The following is a 15,810-nucleotide window of genomic DNA, read 5'->3' on the forward strand; positions in this document are numbered from 1 at the left end:
GGGGTGCAAATCCCCGAGTCAACAAGCTGTGATGGATTTTTTTCGACCCAGACCCTCAATCAGGCTGGTCCCAACTATAGGCCCAGTGCTTCAAGCCCTCCTGCCCCGCATCCGTCAGGGCATAAACACCTTTTTCGACCTTGTCGAACCAGCCGTAGTGATTGGTGCGCATCAACCGCGTGGCCTCGGCCACGCCCGTCGACTTCGCGACCTCGGCCCCTTTGCAGGCGCCATGTTCGGCAAGATGGGCCGCGCATTTCAAAGCATCCTGACGATAAGCGGTGACAATGCCGTGCCGCGTTGCGCCGCCAGAGTTCGGGTCACCTTGCAGCCGATCAAACTCTCGCAGCATCCGGCCTGCCTTGACCTTGTTCTTGCGCGGGGCATAGGGGCCTGGATCGCACTGCAACTCGACCGCTCCGTCCGCGCGTACGGTGATCAGGCCCAAACCCAACCTGCGGCAGAGCGCCAGATTGTCCCGCAAAGCACGACGCGCGGTTCGTCCGGTTGGCTTGCTGACCCCCAGATAGACCTGATCCGTGATCCTGAGCCGCGCGACGGCCTGATGGAATAAAGCCAGCGAAAAGCGCAGCTTCAACTCGACAATCACCGGCTCAGACCCGTCGCGCACCGCCATGATGTCGGCTGCGCCAACCTCACCTTTTACGGTATAGCCCTGCCTCTCGAACAATGCCTTGATGGGGGGATAAAGATCCTGCTCGCGCTCCATGGCCCAATGCTATGCGTTTCGTGTCGAAATACCAAATGGGTCGCCTTGAATATGCTGTATTTGGATGCCTAAATCTTATGTCGTCTGTTTGACCAACCGAGGAAGGACCGCCTATGCGCCTGATGGCCCTTTTTGGACTATTGCTTCTGCCCCTGACCGCACATGCCGCCTGCGAAGGTCACGACCTGCGGCCCTTGATGTCGGAAGAGGATCAGGCCGCCCTGCAACAATCCCTTGCCTCGGTCCCCTACCCCGAGGGCAATCACTGGATCGCCACCAAGGGCGACACGACCCTGCACCTGATCGGAACACTGCACACCAACGATGCACGGATGGGGCCGGTCGTCGAACGGCTGACACCCATCGTAGCCCAAGCAGACGCGATCTATTTCGAGGTCACCGAGGCCAAAATGGAAGCGTTCGAGCAAGGCCTGGCCAATGACCTGAGCCCCGTGATGATCACCGAGGGTCCCACCCTGATCGACCTGATGAGCGCCGAGGACTGGGCGGCCCTTTCGACTTCTTTGGCCGAGCGCGGCATTCCCAGCTGGATGGCAGCCAAAATGCGGCCCTGGTTTCTGAGCATGATGCTGGGCATCCCGCCCTGCCTGATGCAGAACCCGGATGCGAACCATGGCATGGATGCCCGCCTGACAGACGTGGCCGAGGCGCACGGGATTCCCCAGCACTCGCTGGAGCGGATCGAAGACCTGATGGCGATGTTCGACACGCTTTCACTGGAACAACAGGTCGACTCGCTGGTCCGCTTGTCCGGAGCGATGCAGGCCGATGCAAACCACCTTGCCACCATGGCCAATGCGTATCTCGAGGAGAAGCACGCGCAAATCCTACAACTGGCCCGGATACAGGGCTTCGAGGCCTCGGGCCTGTCGCAAGAAGATTACGACGCCGAATGGGCGCAGTTCGAACAGCAATTGTTGGTGGATCGCAATAACAGTTGGATGGGCCAAATCCTGCGTATTCAGGATCAGACGGCAGTCATCGCGGTAGGCGCCGGACATCTCAGCCAGACATACGGCTTGCTTTCGCTTCTGGAAAAGGAAGGCTACGCGCTGACGCGCGCGCCGTTCTGATTTCTCGGCATGTCAGACCAACAGTCGCATGCGCCCGCAAGCGGGTGACAAGCCCTGTCTTGCGCCCTATAAGGCGCGCAAATTTCCAATCCGCAGGACGCTGACATGACAACCCTAGTATTTGGTCACAAATCCCCCGACACCGATTCCACCGGCTCTCCGATCCTGTGGTCGTGGTATCTGAATGAAGTCAAAGGCGAGCAGGCTGAACCCGTGCTCCTGGGCGAGCCCAACACCGAAGCCGCCTTCATGCTGCAGCGCTGGAACCTGCCCAAGCCGCGCATCATCGAAGATGTGGACGCGGACGCTCCGGTTGTTATCGTCGACACCAACAACCCGGCCGAGCTGCCCACCAACGTCAACAGCGCAGACATCCGCGCCATCATCGACCACCACAAACTGGTCGGCGGTCTGGAAACCAAAGGCCCGATCGATATCACCGTGCGCCCTCTGGCCTGCACCGCGACCATCATGGTTGACCTGATGGGTGACGACGCCGCCAAAATGCCCGAGGCCATCAAAGGCGCGGCGTTGACCTGCATCCTGTCCGACACGCTCGAATTCCGCTCGCCCACCACCACCGCGCATGACCGCGAAGTTGCTGAGAAACTGGCGGCAGAACTGGGTGTGGATGTCTCGGCCTATGCGGCGGACATGTTCGCGGCAAAATCGGATGTGTCCTCGTTCTCGGATGCCGAACTGATCCGCATGGATAGCAAGGAATACGAAGTTAACGGCACCAAGTTCCGTGTCTCGGTTCTGGAAACCACTGCTCCGGGCGTTGTTCTGGACCGCAAGGGCAGCTTGGCCGCGTCGATGGTTGACGTAGCAAAAGAAGACGGCGTCGACCAGGTGCTGCTGTTCGTCGTCGACATCCTGAACGAAGAAGCCACCCTGCTGGTCCCAAATGAATTGGTCAAAACCGTTGCCGAGAAAAGCTTCGGTGCATCGGTCGACGGCGACGCTGTGGTCCTGCCCGGCATCATGAGCCGGAAAAAGCAGATCATTCCGAACCTCAAGGTCTGAGACCTTACTCTAAGGCGCCCCAAGCGGGCGCCTTTTTCTTTGTGCGAGGCTCTGCCTCGCGCTCCGGGATATTTTTAGCCAGATGAAGTGCGGATCCCCTGCTTCTTCTGTTTCAAAATACCTCGGGGGAGTCGCGGCTTGCCGCGGCGGGGGCAGCGCCCCCTCTGGCAAAACCTGCCAAGCTCTGCCATAGGCTTGGCTGTCCGCAGACCATGCCAAAGGGAATCCCATGACCCAGATCATCTCCGCCCTCCACGAGATCTCCGACCGTTACAAAGTACTTTTCGTCGATCTTTGGGGCTGTGTTCACAATGGGATCACTGCGTATCCAGAAGCGGTTGCCGCGCTGCAGACCTACCGCTCGAAAGGCGGTTTCGTTGTTCTGGTGACAAACTCTCCGAAGCCGCGCTCGGGCGTCGCCGCGCAGCTTTCGCAGTTCAACGTCCCCGCTGACGCCTATGACACCATCGCAACAAGCGGCGACTCTGCACGTTCAGCCATGTTCCGCGGAACAGTAGGCGAAAAGGTTTATTTCATGGGCGAATGGGAACGCGATGCGGGGTTTTTTGAGCCGCTGAAGCTGTTGGACCATCCTGTTCATATCGAGCGCGTCCCTCTGGATCAGGCCGAGGGGATCGTATGCTGCGGGCCTTTTGACACAATGGCGGATCCCGACGTCAATCGCCCGGACTTCCTCTATGCCAAGCAAAAAGGCATGAAGCTGCTATGTGCGAACCCTGACATAGTGGTCGATCGGGGCGAAGTAAGGGAATGGTGCGCGGGCGCTTTGGCGAAGCTCTATACCGAGATGGGTGGCGAGAGCCTTTATTTCGGCAAACCCCATCCGCCAATCTATGATCTGGCGCGTCGTCGCATGCAGGAAATGGACGTAGATGTCTCGGACAGTGACATTCTGGCTGTCGGTGACGGCCCGCATACCGACATCCTTGGCGGCATGGGGGAGGGAATCGATACGCTCTTTATCTCAGGCGGGTTGGCTGCGGCCGAGACGAAAACGTCGCACCATCCCCACGCAGAATCCCTAAGTGACTATATAGAAAGGGAAAAGATCAATCCCACCTATACAATCGGGCGTTTGCGTTAGTCATTTTTCACTTGATTTTCTGCAGTTGCGAAGTAATAAAGTTGCCAACTGATGGCCGGTGGTAGACTTTTATTACTCGGCAGAATTCAAGTGAGGGCACCATGTTGGACAATCTTCCACGCGGAACGATCTGTATTGAAGACATCGAGATGGGCATGTCCCGCCACCTGCGCAAAGTGGTGACGGATGAAGATATCGAGATGTTCGCGCAGGTCTCGACTGACCGGAACCCTGTGCATCTGGACGATGACTACGCCCGCGATACGATCTTCGAAGGTCGCATTGCGCATGGGATGCTGACGGCCGGTTTGATCTCGGCCGTGATTGGCGAGCAATTGCCCGGTCATGGGACGGTCTACATGGGTCAGTCGCTGAAGTTCCTGGCTCCGGTGCGCCCCGGCGACATGGTCTATGCCGAGGTCAAAGTGATCGACATTGATTTTGCCAAGCGCCGCGTGAAGCTGGACTGTCACTGCGCAGTCGATGGCAAGAAGGTTCTGGTCGGCGAAGCCATGGTGCTTGCCCCATCGCGTAAGTTCGACTGAGCGAGTAAACACACACCTTGCCACAGAGGGGTTTAATCCATGCAGCAATGACCGGCGCGCTGCAACGGTCATCGCTGAACCGAAGGACACACTGCCACTCACCATCCGAGCGGGTCGAATTGTCCGAAATTCTCGAAGGTCACGCTTGAACATACTGTTGATGAACAGTACCCAAAGCGCATGCAGATCATCCGGGACTTCCAGTATATCGAGCCAGAAGATCGCGGCGCCAGCGTGGCGATCGGGAACTTTGATGGCGTCCATGTCGGCCATCAGTCGGTTATCGAGCTGGCGCGCAATGCGGCTCCGAACGCGCCTTTGGGCGTGCTGACGTTTGAACCGCATCCGCGTGAGTATTTTGCACCCGATGCGCCTCCGTTTCGATTGATGCGCGGGAACGCGCGGGCACACCGGCTTGAGAAGCTGGGTGTGCAAAAGCTTTACGAACTGCCCTTCAATGCCGCTTTGGCCGGGCTGACCCCCGAGGAATTCGCGAGCAATGTGATCTGCGACGGTCTGGGCTTGTCTCATATCGTTGTGGGTGCCGATTTCTGCTTTGGCAAAGGGCGGGTTGGAACGGCGCAGGATATGGTGCGCTTTGGCGAGCAAATGGGGTTCGGCGTGACCATCGCCCCTTTGATGGAGCGTTCCGAAAACGTCGTCTCTTCGACCGCGATCCGCACCGCGCTCAGCGAAGGCCGCCCCGGCGATGCGGCGACCATGCTGGGCCATTGGCACCGCATCGAAGGCGAGGTCATCGGCGGCGAGCAGCGCGGGCGCGAGCTGGGATTTCCCACCGCAAACATGTCCATCGAGGGTCTGCACCCGCCAAAATTCGGCGTCTATGCAGTACTGGTGGACGTTCTGGACGGCCCCAACAAGGGCTCCTACCAAGGCGCGGCGTCGATTGGCGTACGGCCTATGTTCAATGGTGAGGTCCCGAATATCGAGACCTTCCTCTTCGATTTCTCCGGCGATCTTTACGGTGCAACCCTCTCGGTCGGATTGGTCGAGTTCCTCCGGCCTGAAATGAAGTTCGACGGTCTGGACGGGCTGATCGCCCAGATGGATGCCGATTGCGCGAAATCACGCGACATTCTGGCCGCGCGATGAGCGTGGATCCGATCAACCGCGCAGGTCTGTCTCCGCGCTTTTGGGAACGCAAACCCCTGCGCAAGATGAACCAACGCGAGTGGGAAGCGCTCTGTGATGGGTGCGGCAAGTGTTGCCTGAACAAGCTGGAAGACGAAGACACGGGCGAGGTCGCGCTGACCTGTGTTGCCTGCCGTCTTTTGGACGATGAAAGCTGCCGTTGCACCCAGTATGACATCCGGCATCAGTTCGTGCCCGAATGCATTGTCATGACGCCGGACAACATCGACTCGCACGCCTACTGGCTGCCCCAAACCTGCGCCTATCGCCTGCTGTGGGAGGGCAAACCTCTCTATGATTGGCACCCCTTGCTGTCTGGCACAGCTGACTCTGTGCATGCCGTCGGCGTCTCGGTTCAGGGGCGTACCGTGTCCGAGTTCGAGACCCCCATGGAAGAGTGGGAAGACTATATCATTGAGGAGCCGACCTGATGTATTTTGCCTCTGACAATTCTGGGCCTGTCCATCCGCAGGTATTGGCAAAACTGGCCGAGGCCAATCATGGCTATCAGATGGCCTATGGGGCTGACACGCTAATGAATGAGGTCCGGGACCGACTTCGCAGCATTTTCGAAGCCCCCGGCGCGGCGGTTTATCTGGTGGCGACCGGAACGGCGGCGAATTCACTGGCACTGGCCACCCTCTCCAAGCCATGGGAGACGATCTTCTGCTCTCCGGTCGCGCATATCCACGAGGACGAATGCAATGCGCCGGAATTCTACAGTGGCGCCAAGCTGACCCTAGTGCCGGGCACTGACAAGATGACCTCCGAGGCCCTGCGCCGGACGATTTCCGTAGAAGAAACGCGTGGTGTGCATGGACCGCAACGAGGACCGGTTTCCATCACACAAGTGACCGAGCGAGGGTCGGTTTATTCGCTGGAAGAATTACAGACGCTCTGCGCCGTAGCGAAAGAGTATGACCTGCCGGTGCATCTGGATGGCGCGCGGTTCACGAACGCTCTGGTCGCGTTGGGATGTTCACCGGCAGAGATGACATGGAAGGCCGGCGTGGATGCGGTCAGCTTTGGCGGCACCAAGAACGGTTTGATGGGGGTCGAGGCGGTAATCTTCTTCGACGAATCCAAAGCCTGGGAATTCGAGCTGCGCCGCAAACGCGGGGCGCATTTGTTCTCGAAGCACCGGTATCTGTCTGCCCAGATGGCAGCCTATCTGGACGATGATCTTTGGCTGACATCTGCCCGTCAGGCGAATGCAAACTGTGCTCGTCTGGCTGAGGGTCTTCGGGCGAAAGGAGCCGATTTCCTGCATGAGCCGCAGGCCAACATGATCTTCGCCTCCTTCCCGCGCGCCAAACACCGCCAGCTTCATGCGGCGGGCGCGGTCTATCACCTGTGGGGGGCGCAGTTGGAAGGCGCGGATGAGGCAGAACCTCTGCCCTGCCGTCTGGTCTGCGACTGGTCGATCAGCCATGAACAGATCGACCAGTTTCTATCCCATCTATAGGCTCAGCCTTTCAACTCGGCCAAATGTTGGTCGAGGTCGTCAAGGCTGTCTTGCCCCCAGAACCGCTGACCATCAGGTGTGATGTAGAAGGGCGCGCCGAAAGCCCCGCTCTCCACGGCCTCTTCCAGATTGGCGGCGTAGGTCTCGGCCCCCACCAAAAGACCGCTATCGGCCAGATTGGCATCGAATCCGGCTTGCGTCAGGCAGTCACGGATGACGTCGTCCTGCGCTACGTCTTTCTCTTCGGCCCAACAGGCTCGCAGCAGGGATTGGCATAGTTTACCTACATCCCCCGACCCATCTTTGGCCGCCGCAATCACAGCGTAAGAGGACGGAGCCATATTGGTCGGCCAATGCGCCGGTTTCAGGTTGAACGGTACGCCTAACTTTTTCGCGACCCGCACCAAATTCTGTGCGCGGTATTCAATACGGGAAATATGCCGGTCTTTTGGTGGCGTCCCGCCCGTGCGCCCGAATAGCGCCATGATGTCCAGTGGTTTGTAATTGATCGTCGCACCATGCTTGGCTGCGATCTCCTCCAGCCGTGTGCCCGCCAGATAGGTATAGGGTGAAATTGTCGCAAAATAGTAGTCAATCTGGGTCATCTGCACTTTCTCCGCTGCGTTGTCTTTGCGGAACGGTAAGGCCATGCTAAGCGGTGTCAACATCACGAATCTGTCACATTGCCAACGCTGCCCGGGGACTCCAGCCGATGCCGACACTCCACGAACCCAAGCTGATTGCTGGGAACGCTAACCTTCCGCTTGCCGAAACCATATCGCGCCGCATGAGCCTTTATCGCGGCGTTGATCAGGGTCTGGTCGACGCCCGCGTCGAGCGCTTCAACGATGGCGAGATCTTCGTCGAGGTGTTCGAAAACGTCCGTGGCGAGGATATGTTCATTATCCAACCGACCTCAAACCCGGCGAATGACAACCTGATGGAGCTGCTTATCATCGCCGATGCGCTTCGTCGCTCGTCCGCGCAACGCATCACCGCCGTGATCCCTTACTTTGGCTACGCCCGTCAGGACCGCCGCACCAAGGCGCGCACACCGATCTCGGCCAAGCTGGTCGCCAACATGCTGACCGGCGCAGGGATCGAGCGGGTTCTGACGATGGACCTGCACGCGGCCCAGATTCAGGGCTTTTTCGACATCCCGGTGGACAACCTCTACGCCTCACCGATCTTTGCGCTAGATGTGAAAAACCAATTCAAAGACAATATGGACGAGATCATGGTGGTATCACCCGACGTCGGCGGCGTGGCCCGTGCGCGCGAACTTGCCAAGCGGATCGAAGCCCCCCTGTCGATCGTCGACAAACGCCGAGAAAAAGCCGGTGAAGTGGCCGAGATGACCGTAATCGGCGATGTTAAAGACAAGATCTGCCTGATCGTCGATGACATGTGCGACACTGCCGGCACCCTGTGCAAAGCGGCGCAGGTGCTGCTGGACAACGGCGCGAAAGAGGTCCACTCCTACATCACTCACGGCGTCATGAGCGGACCCGCGGTTGAACGTGTGACGAATTCGGTGATGAAATCTCTGGTTCTGACCGACACGATCCAGCCGACAGATGCGATCCTGAAAGCCAAAAACATCCGCATCGTGCCGACCGCGCCGATCTTTACCCAGGCCATCCTGAACATTTGGAACGGTACCAGCGTCTCGTCCCTGTTCGAGGACAAGACCCTGACCCCGATCTACGAATCCATGTACCAGATGGACTGACCTGACAGGGCGGCTTGCGATAGCCGCCCTTTTCTTTTCAGCAGCGGCGGATTAGGACGCCCCTGCCCTATCTCTACCAACACATAGCGGGACAGCGTTCTCATGACTGACACCAAACGCGTCGTTCTTTCCAGCGACCACGCCGCCATCGACTTGCGCCAAGCCCTTGCAGCGCATATCGCCCAAGCCGGGTGGGAGGTCGTCGATATCGGCCCCACCACGCCTGAAAGCACGCACTACCCTCTGCACGGCAAGGCTGCGGCCGAACGCGTTGCCTCGGGCGATTGCAATCTGGGTATTCTGCTGTGTGGCACGGGTCAGGGGATCATGATGGCCGCAAACAAGGTTCCAGGTATCCGTTGTGGCGTTTGCTCGGACACGTTTTCGGCCCGGATGATCCGCCAGCACAATAACGCCAACATGCTGTCGATCGGCGCACGGGTCATTGGCGAAGGTCAGGCGCTCGACATCGTGGATGCGTTTCTGGCGGCTGAGTTCGAAGGCGGCCGCCACGCAACACGCGTGGACATGATCGAAGACTGACCAAAGCACTGGCCCGCATGGGCTGCGGGCCATGGCACCGGCCTTAGGAGATATCCCAATCATCCTCATGGGCAACTTCACCAATAGCCGTCCATGAGGCGCGGATACGCGCGATCTTCGTGTCGGACCATGTTCGAAACACAGCCGTGAACCCTTCGGCCGTGATCTCTTCGGCCTGCACCTCGGCGCGCAGAGCCGAGGAAGTATCCACATCCCACAAAGACACTCCGATCTGGATCAACGGAGCTGACCGGAACGACTGGCTGAATTTCACCGGGGAACGACGCTCACGCGGGCCGTTGCCTGTCCACATGTCGCCGCCGTTGGAAAAGTCTGAGAACAGAACCGTCTCGCCTTGGTCAATACCTATAGGATGGGTGCGAAAAGTCTTCATATTATTATGTCTTTAACTCGTAATTACCGGAACTTATTCCACAGTTATCTCACAATCACGACAAAAAAACGGCCCCGCAAAAGCGAGGCCGTTCAATTCTTCTGCAGGTGAACCTGTTACAAGCTCATATGCGTTCCAAGGGCTTCCATATCGGCCAGCAGCTTGGCGGCTTCGTCGACGATGGACTGATCATCGCCTTCCTTGGCCGCATCATGCGAGGCACGCGCGTCGGCGATCAAGTCATCGAGATGCGACCGGGTCACTTCGGCAACCGGAATGGCCTTTTCGGCCAGAACCGACAGGCCATCACCGTTGATCTGAGCAAACCCGCCGGTCACCAGATATTCACTGGTGCCTTCGGGCGCGTCGACCTTCAGGATGCCCGGGCGCAGCGTCGTGATCGTAGGGGCATGATCGGGCATTGCCGTCATGTCCCCGTCCGCGCCGGGTAGCTGGACCGCGGTGGCCGCGAGCGAAGCGAGGCTCCGCTCGGGGCTGACGAGGTCGAATTGCATTGTGTTTGCCATCAGGGATACTCCTTAGGCGGCTTCTGCGGCCATCTTCTCCGCTTTGGCGATCACTTCGTCGATGCCGCCAACCATCAGAAAGGCCGCTTCGGGCAGGTGATCGTATTCGCCAGCCACAACAGCTTTGAACGATGCGATGGTCACGTCCAGAGGAACCTGAACGCCGGGCGAACCGGTGAAGACTTCGGCAACGTCGAACGGCTGCGACAGGAAGCGCTCGATCTTACGGGCACGGGCAACGGTCAGTTTGTCTTCCTCTGACAGTTCGTCCATGCCGAGGATGGCGATAATGTCCTGCAGCGACTTGTAGCGCTGGAGTATCTGCTGAACGTCGGTCGCAACCGCGTAGTGCTCTTCACCAACGATGGCCGGGTCCAGCAGACGCGACGACGAGTCGAGCGGGTCAACAGCCGGGTAGATACCCTTTTCCGAGATTGCACGGTTTAGAACGGTGGTCGCATCCAAGTGAGCAAACGAGGTGGCCGGCGCGGGGTCGGTAAGGTCGTCCGCAGGTACGTAGATCGCCTGCACCGAGGTGATCGAGCCCGACTTGGTCGAGGTGATGCGTTCTTGCAGAGCACCCATGTCGGTCGCCAGTGTCGGCTGGTAGCCCACCGCCGAAGGAATACGACCCAGCAGAGCCGAAACCTCGGAGCCCGCTTGCGTGAAGCGGAAGATGTTGTCGACGAAGAACAGAACGTCGGTACCGGACTGGTCGCGGAACTGCTCGGCCAGGGTCAGACCAGTCAGAGCAACACGTGCACGCGCACCCGGAGGTTCGTTCATCTGACCGTAAACCAGCGCAACCTGCGATTCCGACAGGTTGTCAGGCTTAATAACGTTCGATTCGATCATCTCATGGTAGAGGTCGTTCCCTTCACGGGTCCGTTCACCAACACCCGCAAACACCGAGAAGCCCGAGTGCACTTTTGCGATGTTGTTGATCAGTTCCATGATCAGAACGGTTTTACCAACGCCGGCGCCGCCGAACAGGCCGATCTTACCGCCTTTGGCGTAGGGGGCCAGCAGGTCAACAACCTTGATGCCGGTGACCAGGATTTCCGACTCGGTCGACTGTTCGTCGAACTCGGGTGCGGGCTGGTGGATTGCGCGGGCTTCAGTTGCTTCAACTGGGCCTTTTTCGTCAATCGGTTCGCCAACAACGTTCAGGATGCGGCCCAGAGTTGCGTTACCAACCGGAACCGAGATCGGTGCGCCAGTGTCGGTTACAACTTCGCCGCGGACCAGACCTTCGGTCGCGTCCATCGCGATGGTACGGACGGTGTTTTCACCCAGGTGCTGAGCAACTTCCAACACCAGGCGCTTGCCGTTGTTGGTGGTTTCCAGCGCGTTCAGAATTTCAGGCAACTGATCTTCGAACTGCACGTCGACGACGGCCCCGATGATCTGTGTGACTTTGCCTTTTGCATTCGCCATGTTTCGTCTCCGGTTTTCTTACAGCGCTTCGGCGCCGGAAATAATTTCAATCAGCTCGTTGGTGATCACGGCCTGACGCGAGCGGTTGAACTGAATCGTCAGCTTGTCGATCATCTCACCCGCGTTGCGTGTCGCGTTATCCATCGCGGACATCCGTGCACCCTGTTCAGACGCTCCGTTTTCGAGCAGAGCCGAGAAGATCGCGGTCGCAACCCCCTTGGGCAGCAGGTCGGCCAGAATGGCCTCTTCGCTGGGCTCGTAGTCGAAGATTGCACCGCTGTCGTCACCTGCCGCTTCGTCTTCGAACGATGCGGGGATAACCTGCTGTGCCGTAGGGATCTGGGTCACAACGTTGACGAACTTCGAGTAGAAGATCGTGGCAACATCGAACTCACCCGCATCGAAGCGAGACAGGACGTCCTTCGCGATGTCTTGCGCATTGGTGTAGCCAATACGTTTAACTTCGCTCAGGTCGACATGACCTACGAACAAATCGCCAAGATCGCGCTTGAGCGCGTCGCGGCCTTTTTTGCCAACGGTCAGAACTTTGACCGTTTTGCCTTTGCCGCGCAGCTCTTCCGCTTTGGCGCGGGCAAGCTTGGCGATGTTCGCGTTGAAGCCGCCACACAGGCCGCGTTCAGCTGTCATCACAACCAGCAGATGGACATCATCACTGCCCGTACCACGGAGCAGTTTGGGGGCGCTGTCGCTGCCCCCGACCGAAGCCGCCAGCCCCGCCATCACGGCATTGAACCGCTCGGCATAGGGGCGCGAGGCTTCAGCAGATTCCTGGGCGCGGCGCAGTTTTGCAGCCGCGACCATCTGCATGGCCTTGGTGATCTTGCGGGTCGATTTGACCGACTCGATCCTGTTTTTAAGGTCCTTCAGACTAGGCATCGGAACCTCCTCTTATGCGAAGGTCGCGGCAAATTCGTCGATCGCTGCCTTGATCTTGTCGGACGCTTCACCTTTGATCTTCGGATCTTCGTCGGTGAGCCACGTCAGCAGGTCAGCATGCTTACCGCGCAGATGCGCCAGCAGACCGGCCTCATAGCGGCCAACATCCGATACGTCGATTTTGTCGAGGTAACCGTTGGTCCCTGCGAAGATGACGCAGACGATTTCCGCGTTGGTCAGCGGCGAGTACTGCGGCTGTTTCATCAGCTCGGTCAGACGGGCACCACGGTTCAGCAGCTGCTGAGTTGCGGCGTCGAGGTCCGAACCAAACTGCGCAAACGCAGCCATTTCGCGGTACTGAGCCAGTTCCAGTTTCACCGGACCAGCAACCGATTTCATCGCGTTGGTCTGAGCCGAGGAGCCCACACGCGAAACCGACAGACCGGTGTTCACAGCAGGACGGATACCTTGGTAGAACAGCTCGGTTTCCAGGAAGATCTGACCGTCGGTGATCGAGATCACGTTGGTCGGAATAAACGCCGAAACGTCACCACCCTGAGTTTCGATAACCGGCAAAGCGGTCAGCGAGCCTGCACCGAAATCTTCGTTCAGCTTCGCCGAACGTTCCAGCAGACGGGAGTGGAGGTAGAAAACGTCACCCGGATACGCTTCACGTCCGGGCGGACGGCGCAGCAGCAGCGACATCTGACGATAGGACACAGCCTGTTTCGACAGGTCATCATAGATGATCAGCGCGTGACGGCCATTGTCGCGGAAGTACTCGGCCATCGCAGTCGCAGCGTAGGGCGCCAGGAACTGCATCGGCGCCGGGTCGGACGCGGTCGCGGCAACAACGATCGAGTATTCAATCGCGCCGGACTCTTCCAGTTTCTTCACCAGCTGCGCAACGGTCGAACGCTTCTGACCAACCGCAACGTAAACGCAGTACAGTTTCTTCGACTCGTCGTCGCCCGCTGCGTCGTTGTAAACCTTCTGGTTCAGGATGGTGTCCAGAGCAACGGCAGTTTTACCGGTCTGACGGTCACCAATGATCAACTCACGCTGGCCACGACCGATCGGGATCATCGCGTCGACCGATTTCAGGCCGGTTGCCATCGGCTCATGCACCGATTTACGCGGGATGATGCCAGGGGCTTTAACGTCTGCAACGCCACGCTTAGTTGCGTTGATCGGGCCTTTGCCGTCCAGCGGATTGCCCAGACCGTCTACAACGCGGCCCAGCAGCTCGTCACCAATTGGAACGTCCACGATCGAGTTGGTACGCTTAACAGTGTCACCTTCTTTGATGTCACGGTCAGAACCGAAGATAACGACACCGACGTTGTCGCTTTCCAGGTTCAGGGCCATGCCCATGATGCCACCGGGGAATTCGACCATCTCACCGGCTTGCACGTTGTCCAGGCCGTATACACGGGCAATCCCGTCACCGACGCTCAGCACGCGGCCGATCTCGGCCACTTCGGCTTCCTGACCAAAATTCTTGATCTGGTCCTTCAGGATTGCAGAAATCTCTGCAGCTTGGATTCCCATTTATCCGACCTCTTTCATTGCATTCTGTAGGGAGTTCAGCTTCGAACGGATCGAGCTATCGATCATTTTCGAGCCCACTTTTACGACAAGACCGCCGATGAGGCTTTCATCCACGGTCGCATTGATAGTCACGGTCTTGCCCACACGCTCGGACAGCGTCTTGGACAGTTTTTCCATCTGTGTTTTGGTCAGCGCCTTGGCCGAGGCGACATCGGCGGTCACTTCGCCGCGCTCTTCAGCCAGCATATCGCGCAGGACCTGCACCAGCTGCGGCACCACAAACAGGCGACGCTTCTGCGCCATCAGACCCAGCGTATTGCGCAGGATGGCGTTCAGGCCCATCTTGTCAGCAACAGCAGCAATGGCGTTTTCCTGTTCGGCGCGGGAAACCAGCGGAGATGCGATCAGGTCGCGCAGATCGGCGCTTTCGCCCAGTGCAGCTGCAAGATCATTGATGCCGGATTCCAGACCTGCAAGGTCTTTGTTCTCTTTTGCGATCTCGAAAATCGCGGTGGCATAGCGCTCGGCGATGCCTGTGGAAATCGAAGCTGGTTCGGACACGTCCACCCTTCCGATACTTAGGCCCCGAAAACCGCGCGCGCAGCCGACCCGGGGGCGTGAAGATACCCCGTCCTTGAAGGGCGGGGATCAAAATCACCGGGGATGTATCAGAGGTGCTTCCACCAAGCAATACGCGATAGCGGTAACTGAATTATCCACAAATCGTTAGTTTTCATAAGCTTAACCCAAGTGCGACCGTTTGGACCCCTTGGCGCAGTTGAAAAATGTTACTGATTTGCAGGTTTTTGCGATTCCTGTGACCTTTTTCCCGCATTTTTTCCCGATGACTGCGCGGAATCGTCACGCCGGCTTCAGCAAACCGTCGAGCGCTTTGATCGGACGTTTCACCTTGTCCTTGGTGACCGTACCGCTTGGCGGGCGGATCAGCTTGCTGACCTCAACCATCAGCACACCTCCGGCCATAATGGTGGGAATACGCTGGCCGGTTTTTTCGATCAGGCTACCCGATTTCAGCCAGAACCGTCGGAACGAGGGCGGCAGATACAGCGCGGAACAGTGGTTTTCAGGCACGAAATGATGGCTGCGCAGAAGGTTCTCAAGTTGCGTGGCCGAATATGGGTGACCAAATCCGAACGGTGTCCGGTCGGATCGCGACCACAGCCCCGCCCGGTTCGGCACTACAAAAAGCGCCCTCCCCCCCGGCCCCAACACGCGCCAGCATTCCTCAAGCACCTTGCTGGGCTGTTCCGAGGTCTCAAGCCCGTGCATCACCACCAGCTTGTCCACGTGGCCCGTCTCAATCGGCCAAAGCGTCTCTTCGGTCAGGACCGAGACATTGGGCATCCCGGCAGGCCAGGGCATCACCCCCTGAGGACCCGGCATCAATCCGATAACCCGCCGCGCGTCGGCGAGGTAGGGCCGCAGAAGAGGGACCGCAAAGCCAAATCCGGCCACCGTCTGGCCCTTCGCCTCGGGCCAGAGGTCGATCAGCCGACCACGAATCGCAGCCTGCGCCGCACGGCCCAGCGTGCTGCGATAGTAGAAATTCCTCAGATCCTGCACATCAAGATGCATTGCGGACACCCGGTCA

Annotated in this window: 18 protein-coding genes; 9 read left to right on the forward strand and 9 right to left on the reverse strand. The window is 58.6% G+C overall.

Annotated elements, in window-relative coordinates; all coding sequences use genetic code 11:
* Positions 1 to 55: 55 nt before the first annotated feature.
* Positions 56 to 730 (reverse strand): DUF2161 family putative PD-(D/E)XK-type phosphodiesterase, encoded by a 675-nt coding sequence (locus ACR0JF_RS16915; RefSeq protein ID WP_170662240.1) that lies wholly within the window; start codon positions 728 to 730, stop codon positions 56 to 58.
* A 113-nt stretch (positions 731 to 843) separates the two neighbouring features.
* On the opposite strand from ACR0JF_RS16915, the gene ACR0JF_RS16920 reads away from it, so the two are divergent.
* From ACR0JF_RS16920 to ACR0JF_RS16950, 7 genes are all read left to right on the forward strand, one after another.
* Positions 844 to 1,824: a TraB/GumN family protein gene (locus ACR0JF_RS16920; RefSeq protein WP_170662242.1), complete on the forward strand. Its 981-nt coding sequence runs from the start codon at positions 844 to 846 to the stop codon at positions 1,822 to 1,824.
* Positions 1,825 to 1,929: 105 nt separating this feature from the next.
* Positions 1,930 to 2,850: a manganese-dependent inorganic pyrophosphatase gene (locus ACR0JF_RS16925; protein WP_170662244.1), complete on the forward strand. Its 921-nt coding sequence runs from the start codon at positions 1,930 to 1,932 to the stop codon at positions 2,848 to 2,850.
* A 229-nt stretch (positions 2,851 to 3,079) separates the two neighbouring features.
* On the forward strand, positions 3,080 to 3,955 hold the full coding sequence (locus ACR0JF_RS16930; protein ID WP_170662246.1) for a TIGR01459 family HAD-type hydrolase: 876 nt from the start codon (positions 3,080 to 3,082) through the stop codon (positions 3,953 to 3,955).
* 101 nt (positions 3,956 to 4,056) lie between these two features.
* Positions 4,057 to 4,500 carry a MaoC family dehydratase gene (locus ACR0JF_RS16935; protein ID WP_074736482.1) on the forward strand — a complete coding sequence of 148 codons (444 nt, stop codon included), beginning with the start codon at positions 4,057 to 4,059 and terminating at the stop codon, positions 4,498 to 4,500.
* Positions 4,501 to 4,680: 180 nt separating this feature from the next.
* The gene (locus ACR0JF_RS16940) at positions 4,681 to 5,613 is read left to right on the forward strand and encodes a bifunctional riboflavin kinase/FAD synthetase (protein ID WP_170662248.1); all 933 of its coding nucleotides are present in this window, start codon (positions 4,681 to 4,683) and stop codon (positions 5,611 to 5,613) included.
* Positions 5,610 to 6,083 carry a YcgN family cysteine cluster protein gene (locus ACR0JF_RS16945; protein WP_170662249.1) on the forward strand — a complete coding sequence of 158 codons (474 nt, stop codon included), beginning with the start codon at positions 5,610 to 5,612 and terminating at the stop codon, positions 6,081 to 6,083. The genes ACR0JF_RS16940 and ACR0JF_RS16945 overlap by 4 nt, the downstream gene beginning before the upstream one ends.
* The gene (locus ACR0JF_RS16950; RefSeq protein WP_170662252.1) at positions 6,083 to 7,117 is read left to right on the forward strand and encodes a beta-eliminating lyase-related protein; all 1,035 of its coding nucleotides are present in this window, start codon (positions 6,083 to 6,085) and stop codon (positions 7,115 to 7,117) included. The genes ACR0JF_RS16945 and ACR0JF_RS16950 overlap by 1 nt, the downstream gene beginning before the upstream one ends.
* A gap of 2 nt (positions 7,118 to 7,119) precedes the next feature.
* Here the strand turns inward: ACR0JF_RS16950 and ACR0JF_RS16955 are convergent, their stop codons facing one another.
* Entirely contained in the window at positions 7,120 to 7,722 is a 603-nt protein-coding gene (locus ACR0JF_RS16955; protein ID WP_170662254.1) for a 2-hydroxychromene-2-carboxylate isomerase, read from the reverse strand.
* Between the two features lie 107 nt (positions 7,723 to 7,829).
* Between ACR0JF_RS16955 and ACR0JF_RS16960 the strand changes: the two genes are divergently transcribed.
* Both ACR0JF_RS16960 and rpiB read left to right on the forward strand, forming a co-directional pair.
* Positions 7,830 to 8,849 carry a ribose-phosphate pyrophosphokinase gene (locus ACR0JF_RS16960; RefSeq protein WP_170637503.1) on the forward strand — a complete coding sequence of 340 codons (1,020 nt, stop codon included), beginning with the start codon at positions 7,830 to 7,832 and terminating at the stop codon, positions 8,847 to 8,849.
* Between the two features lie 102 nt (positions 8,850 to 8,951).
* On the forward strand, positions 8,952 to 9,392 hold the full coding sequence (gene rpiB, locus ACR0JF_RS16965) for a ribose 5-phosphate isomerase B (RefSeq protein WP_170662256.1): 441 nt from the start codon (positions 8,952 to 8,954) through the stop codon (positions 9,390 to 9,392).
* 43 nt (positions 9,393 to 9,435) lie between these two features.
* On the opposite strand, the gene ACR0JF_RS16970 is transcribed toward rpiB, so the two are convergent.
* The 7 genes from ACR0JF_RS16970 to ACR0JF_RS17000 all read right to left on the reverse strand — a co-directional run bounded on the left by ACR0JF_RS16970 (position 9,436) and on the right by ACR0JF_RS17000 (position 15,794).
* Positions 9,436 to 9,786 (reverse strand): H-type lectin domain-containing protein, encoded by a 351-nt coding sequence (locus ACR0JF_RS16970; protein ID WP_170374626.1) that lies wholly within the window; start codon positions 9,784 to 9,786, stop codon positions 9,436 to 9,438.
* Positions 9,787 to 9,902: 116 nt separating this feature from the next.
* Positions 9,903 to 10,313, reverse strand: coding sequence for a F0F1 ATP synthase subunit epsilon (locus ACR0JF_RS16975; RefSeq protein WP_170374624.1), 411 nt, complete (start codon positions 10,311 to 10,313; stop codon positions 9,903 to 9,905).
* Between the two features lie 12 nt (positions 10,314 to 10,325).
* Positions 10,326 to 11,750, reverse strand: a complete 1,425-nt coding sequence (gene atpD / locus ACR0JF_RS16980; RefSeq protein WP_170460468.1) for a F0F1 ATP synthase subunit beta — start codon at positions 11,748 to 11,750, stop codon at positions 10,326 to 10,328.
* An 18-nt stretch (positions 11,751 to 11,768) separates the two neighbouring features.
* Positions 11,769 to 12,647 (reverse strand): F0F1 ATP synthase subunit gamma, encoded by an 879-nt coding sequence (locus ACR0JF_RS16985; RefSeq protein ID WP_170374620.1) that lies wholly within the window; start codon positions 12,645 to 12,647, stop codon positions 11,769 to 11,771.
* 12 nt (positions 12,648 to 12,659) lie between these two features.
* Positions 12,660 to 14,198, reverse strand: a complete 1,539-nt coding sequence (gene atpA, locus ACR0JF_RS16990) for a F0F1 ATP synthase subunit alpha (RefSeq protein ID WP_170374618.1) — start codon at positions 14,196 to 14,198, stop codon at positions 12,660 to 12,662.
* Positions 14,199 to 14,759, reverse strand: a complete 561-nt coding sequence (locus tag ACR0JF_RS16995; RefSeq protein WP_170374616.1) for a F0F1 ATP synthase subunit delta — start codon at positions 14,757 to 14,759, stop codon at positions 14,199 to 14,201.
* Positions 14,760 to 15,059: 300 nt separating this feature from the next.
* Positions 15,060 to 15,794, reverse strand: a complete 735-nt coding sequence (locus tag ACR0JF_RS17000) for a class I SAM-dependent methyltransferase (RefSeq protein ID WP_170374614.1) — start codon at positions 15,792 to 15,794, stop codon at positions 15,060 to 15,062.
* Positions 15,795 to 15,810 lie beyond the last annotated feature (16 nt).

Source organism: Ruegeria sp. BG11 (genome assembly GCF_056538565.1).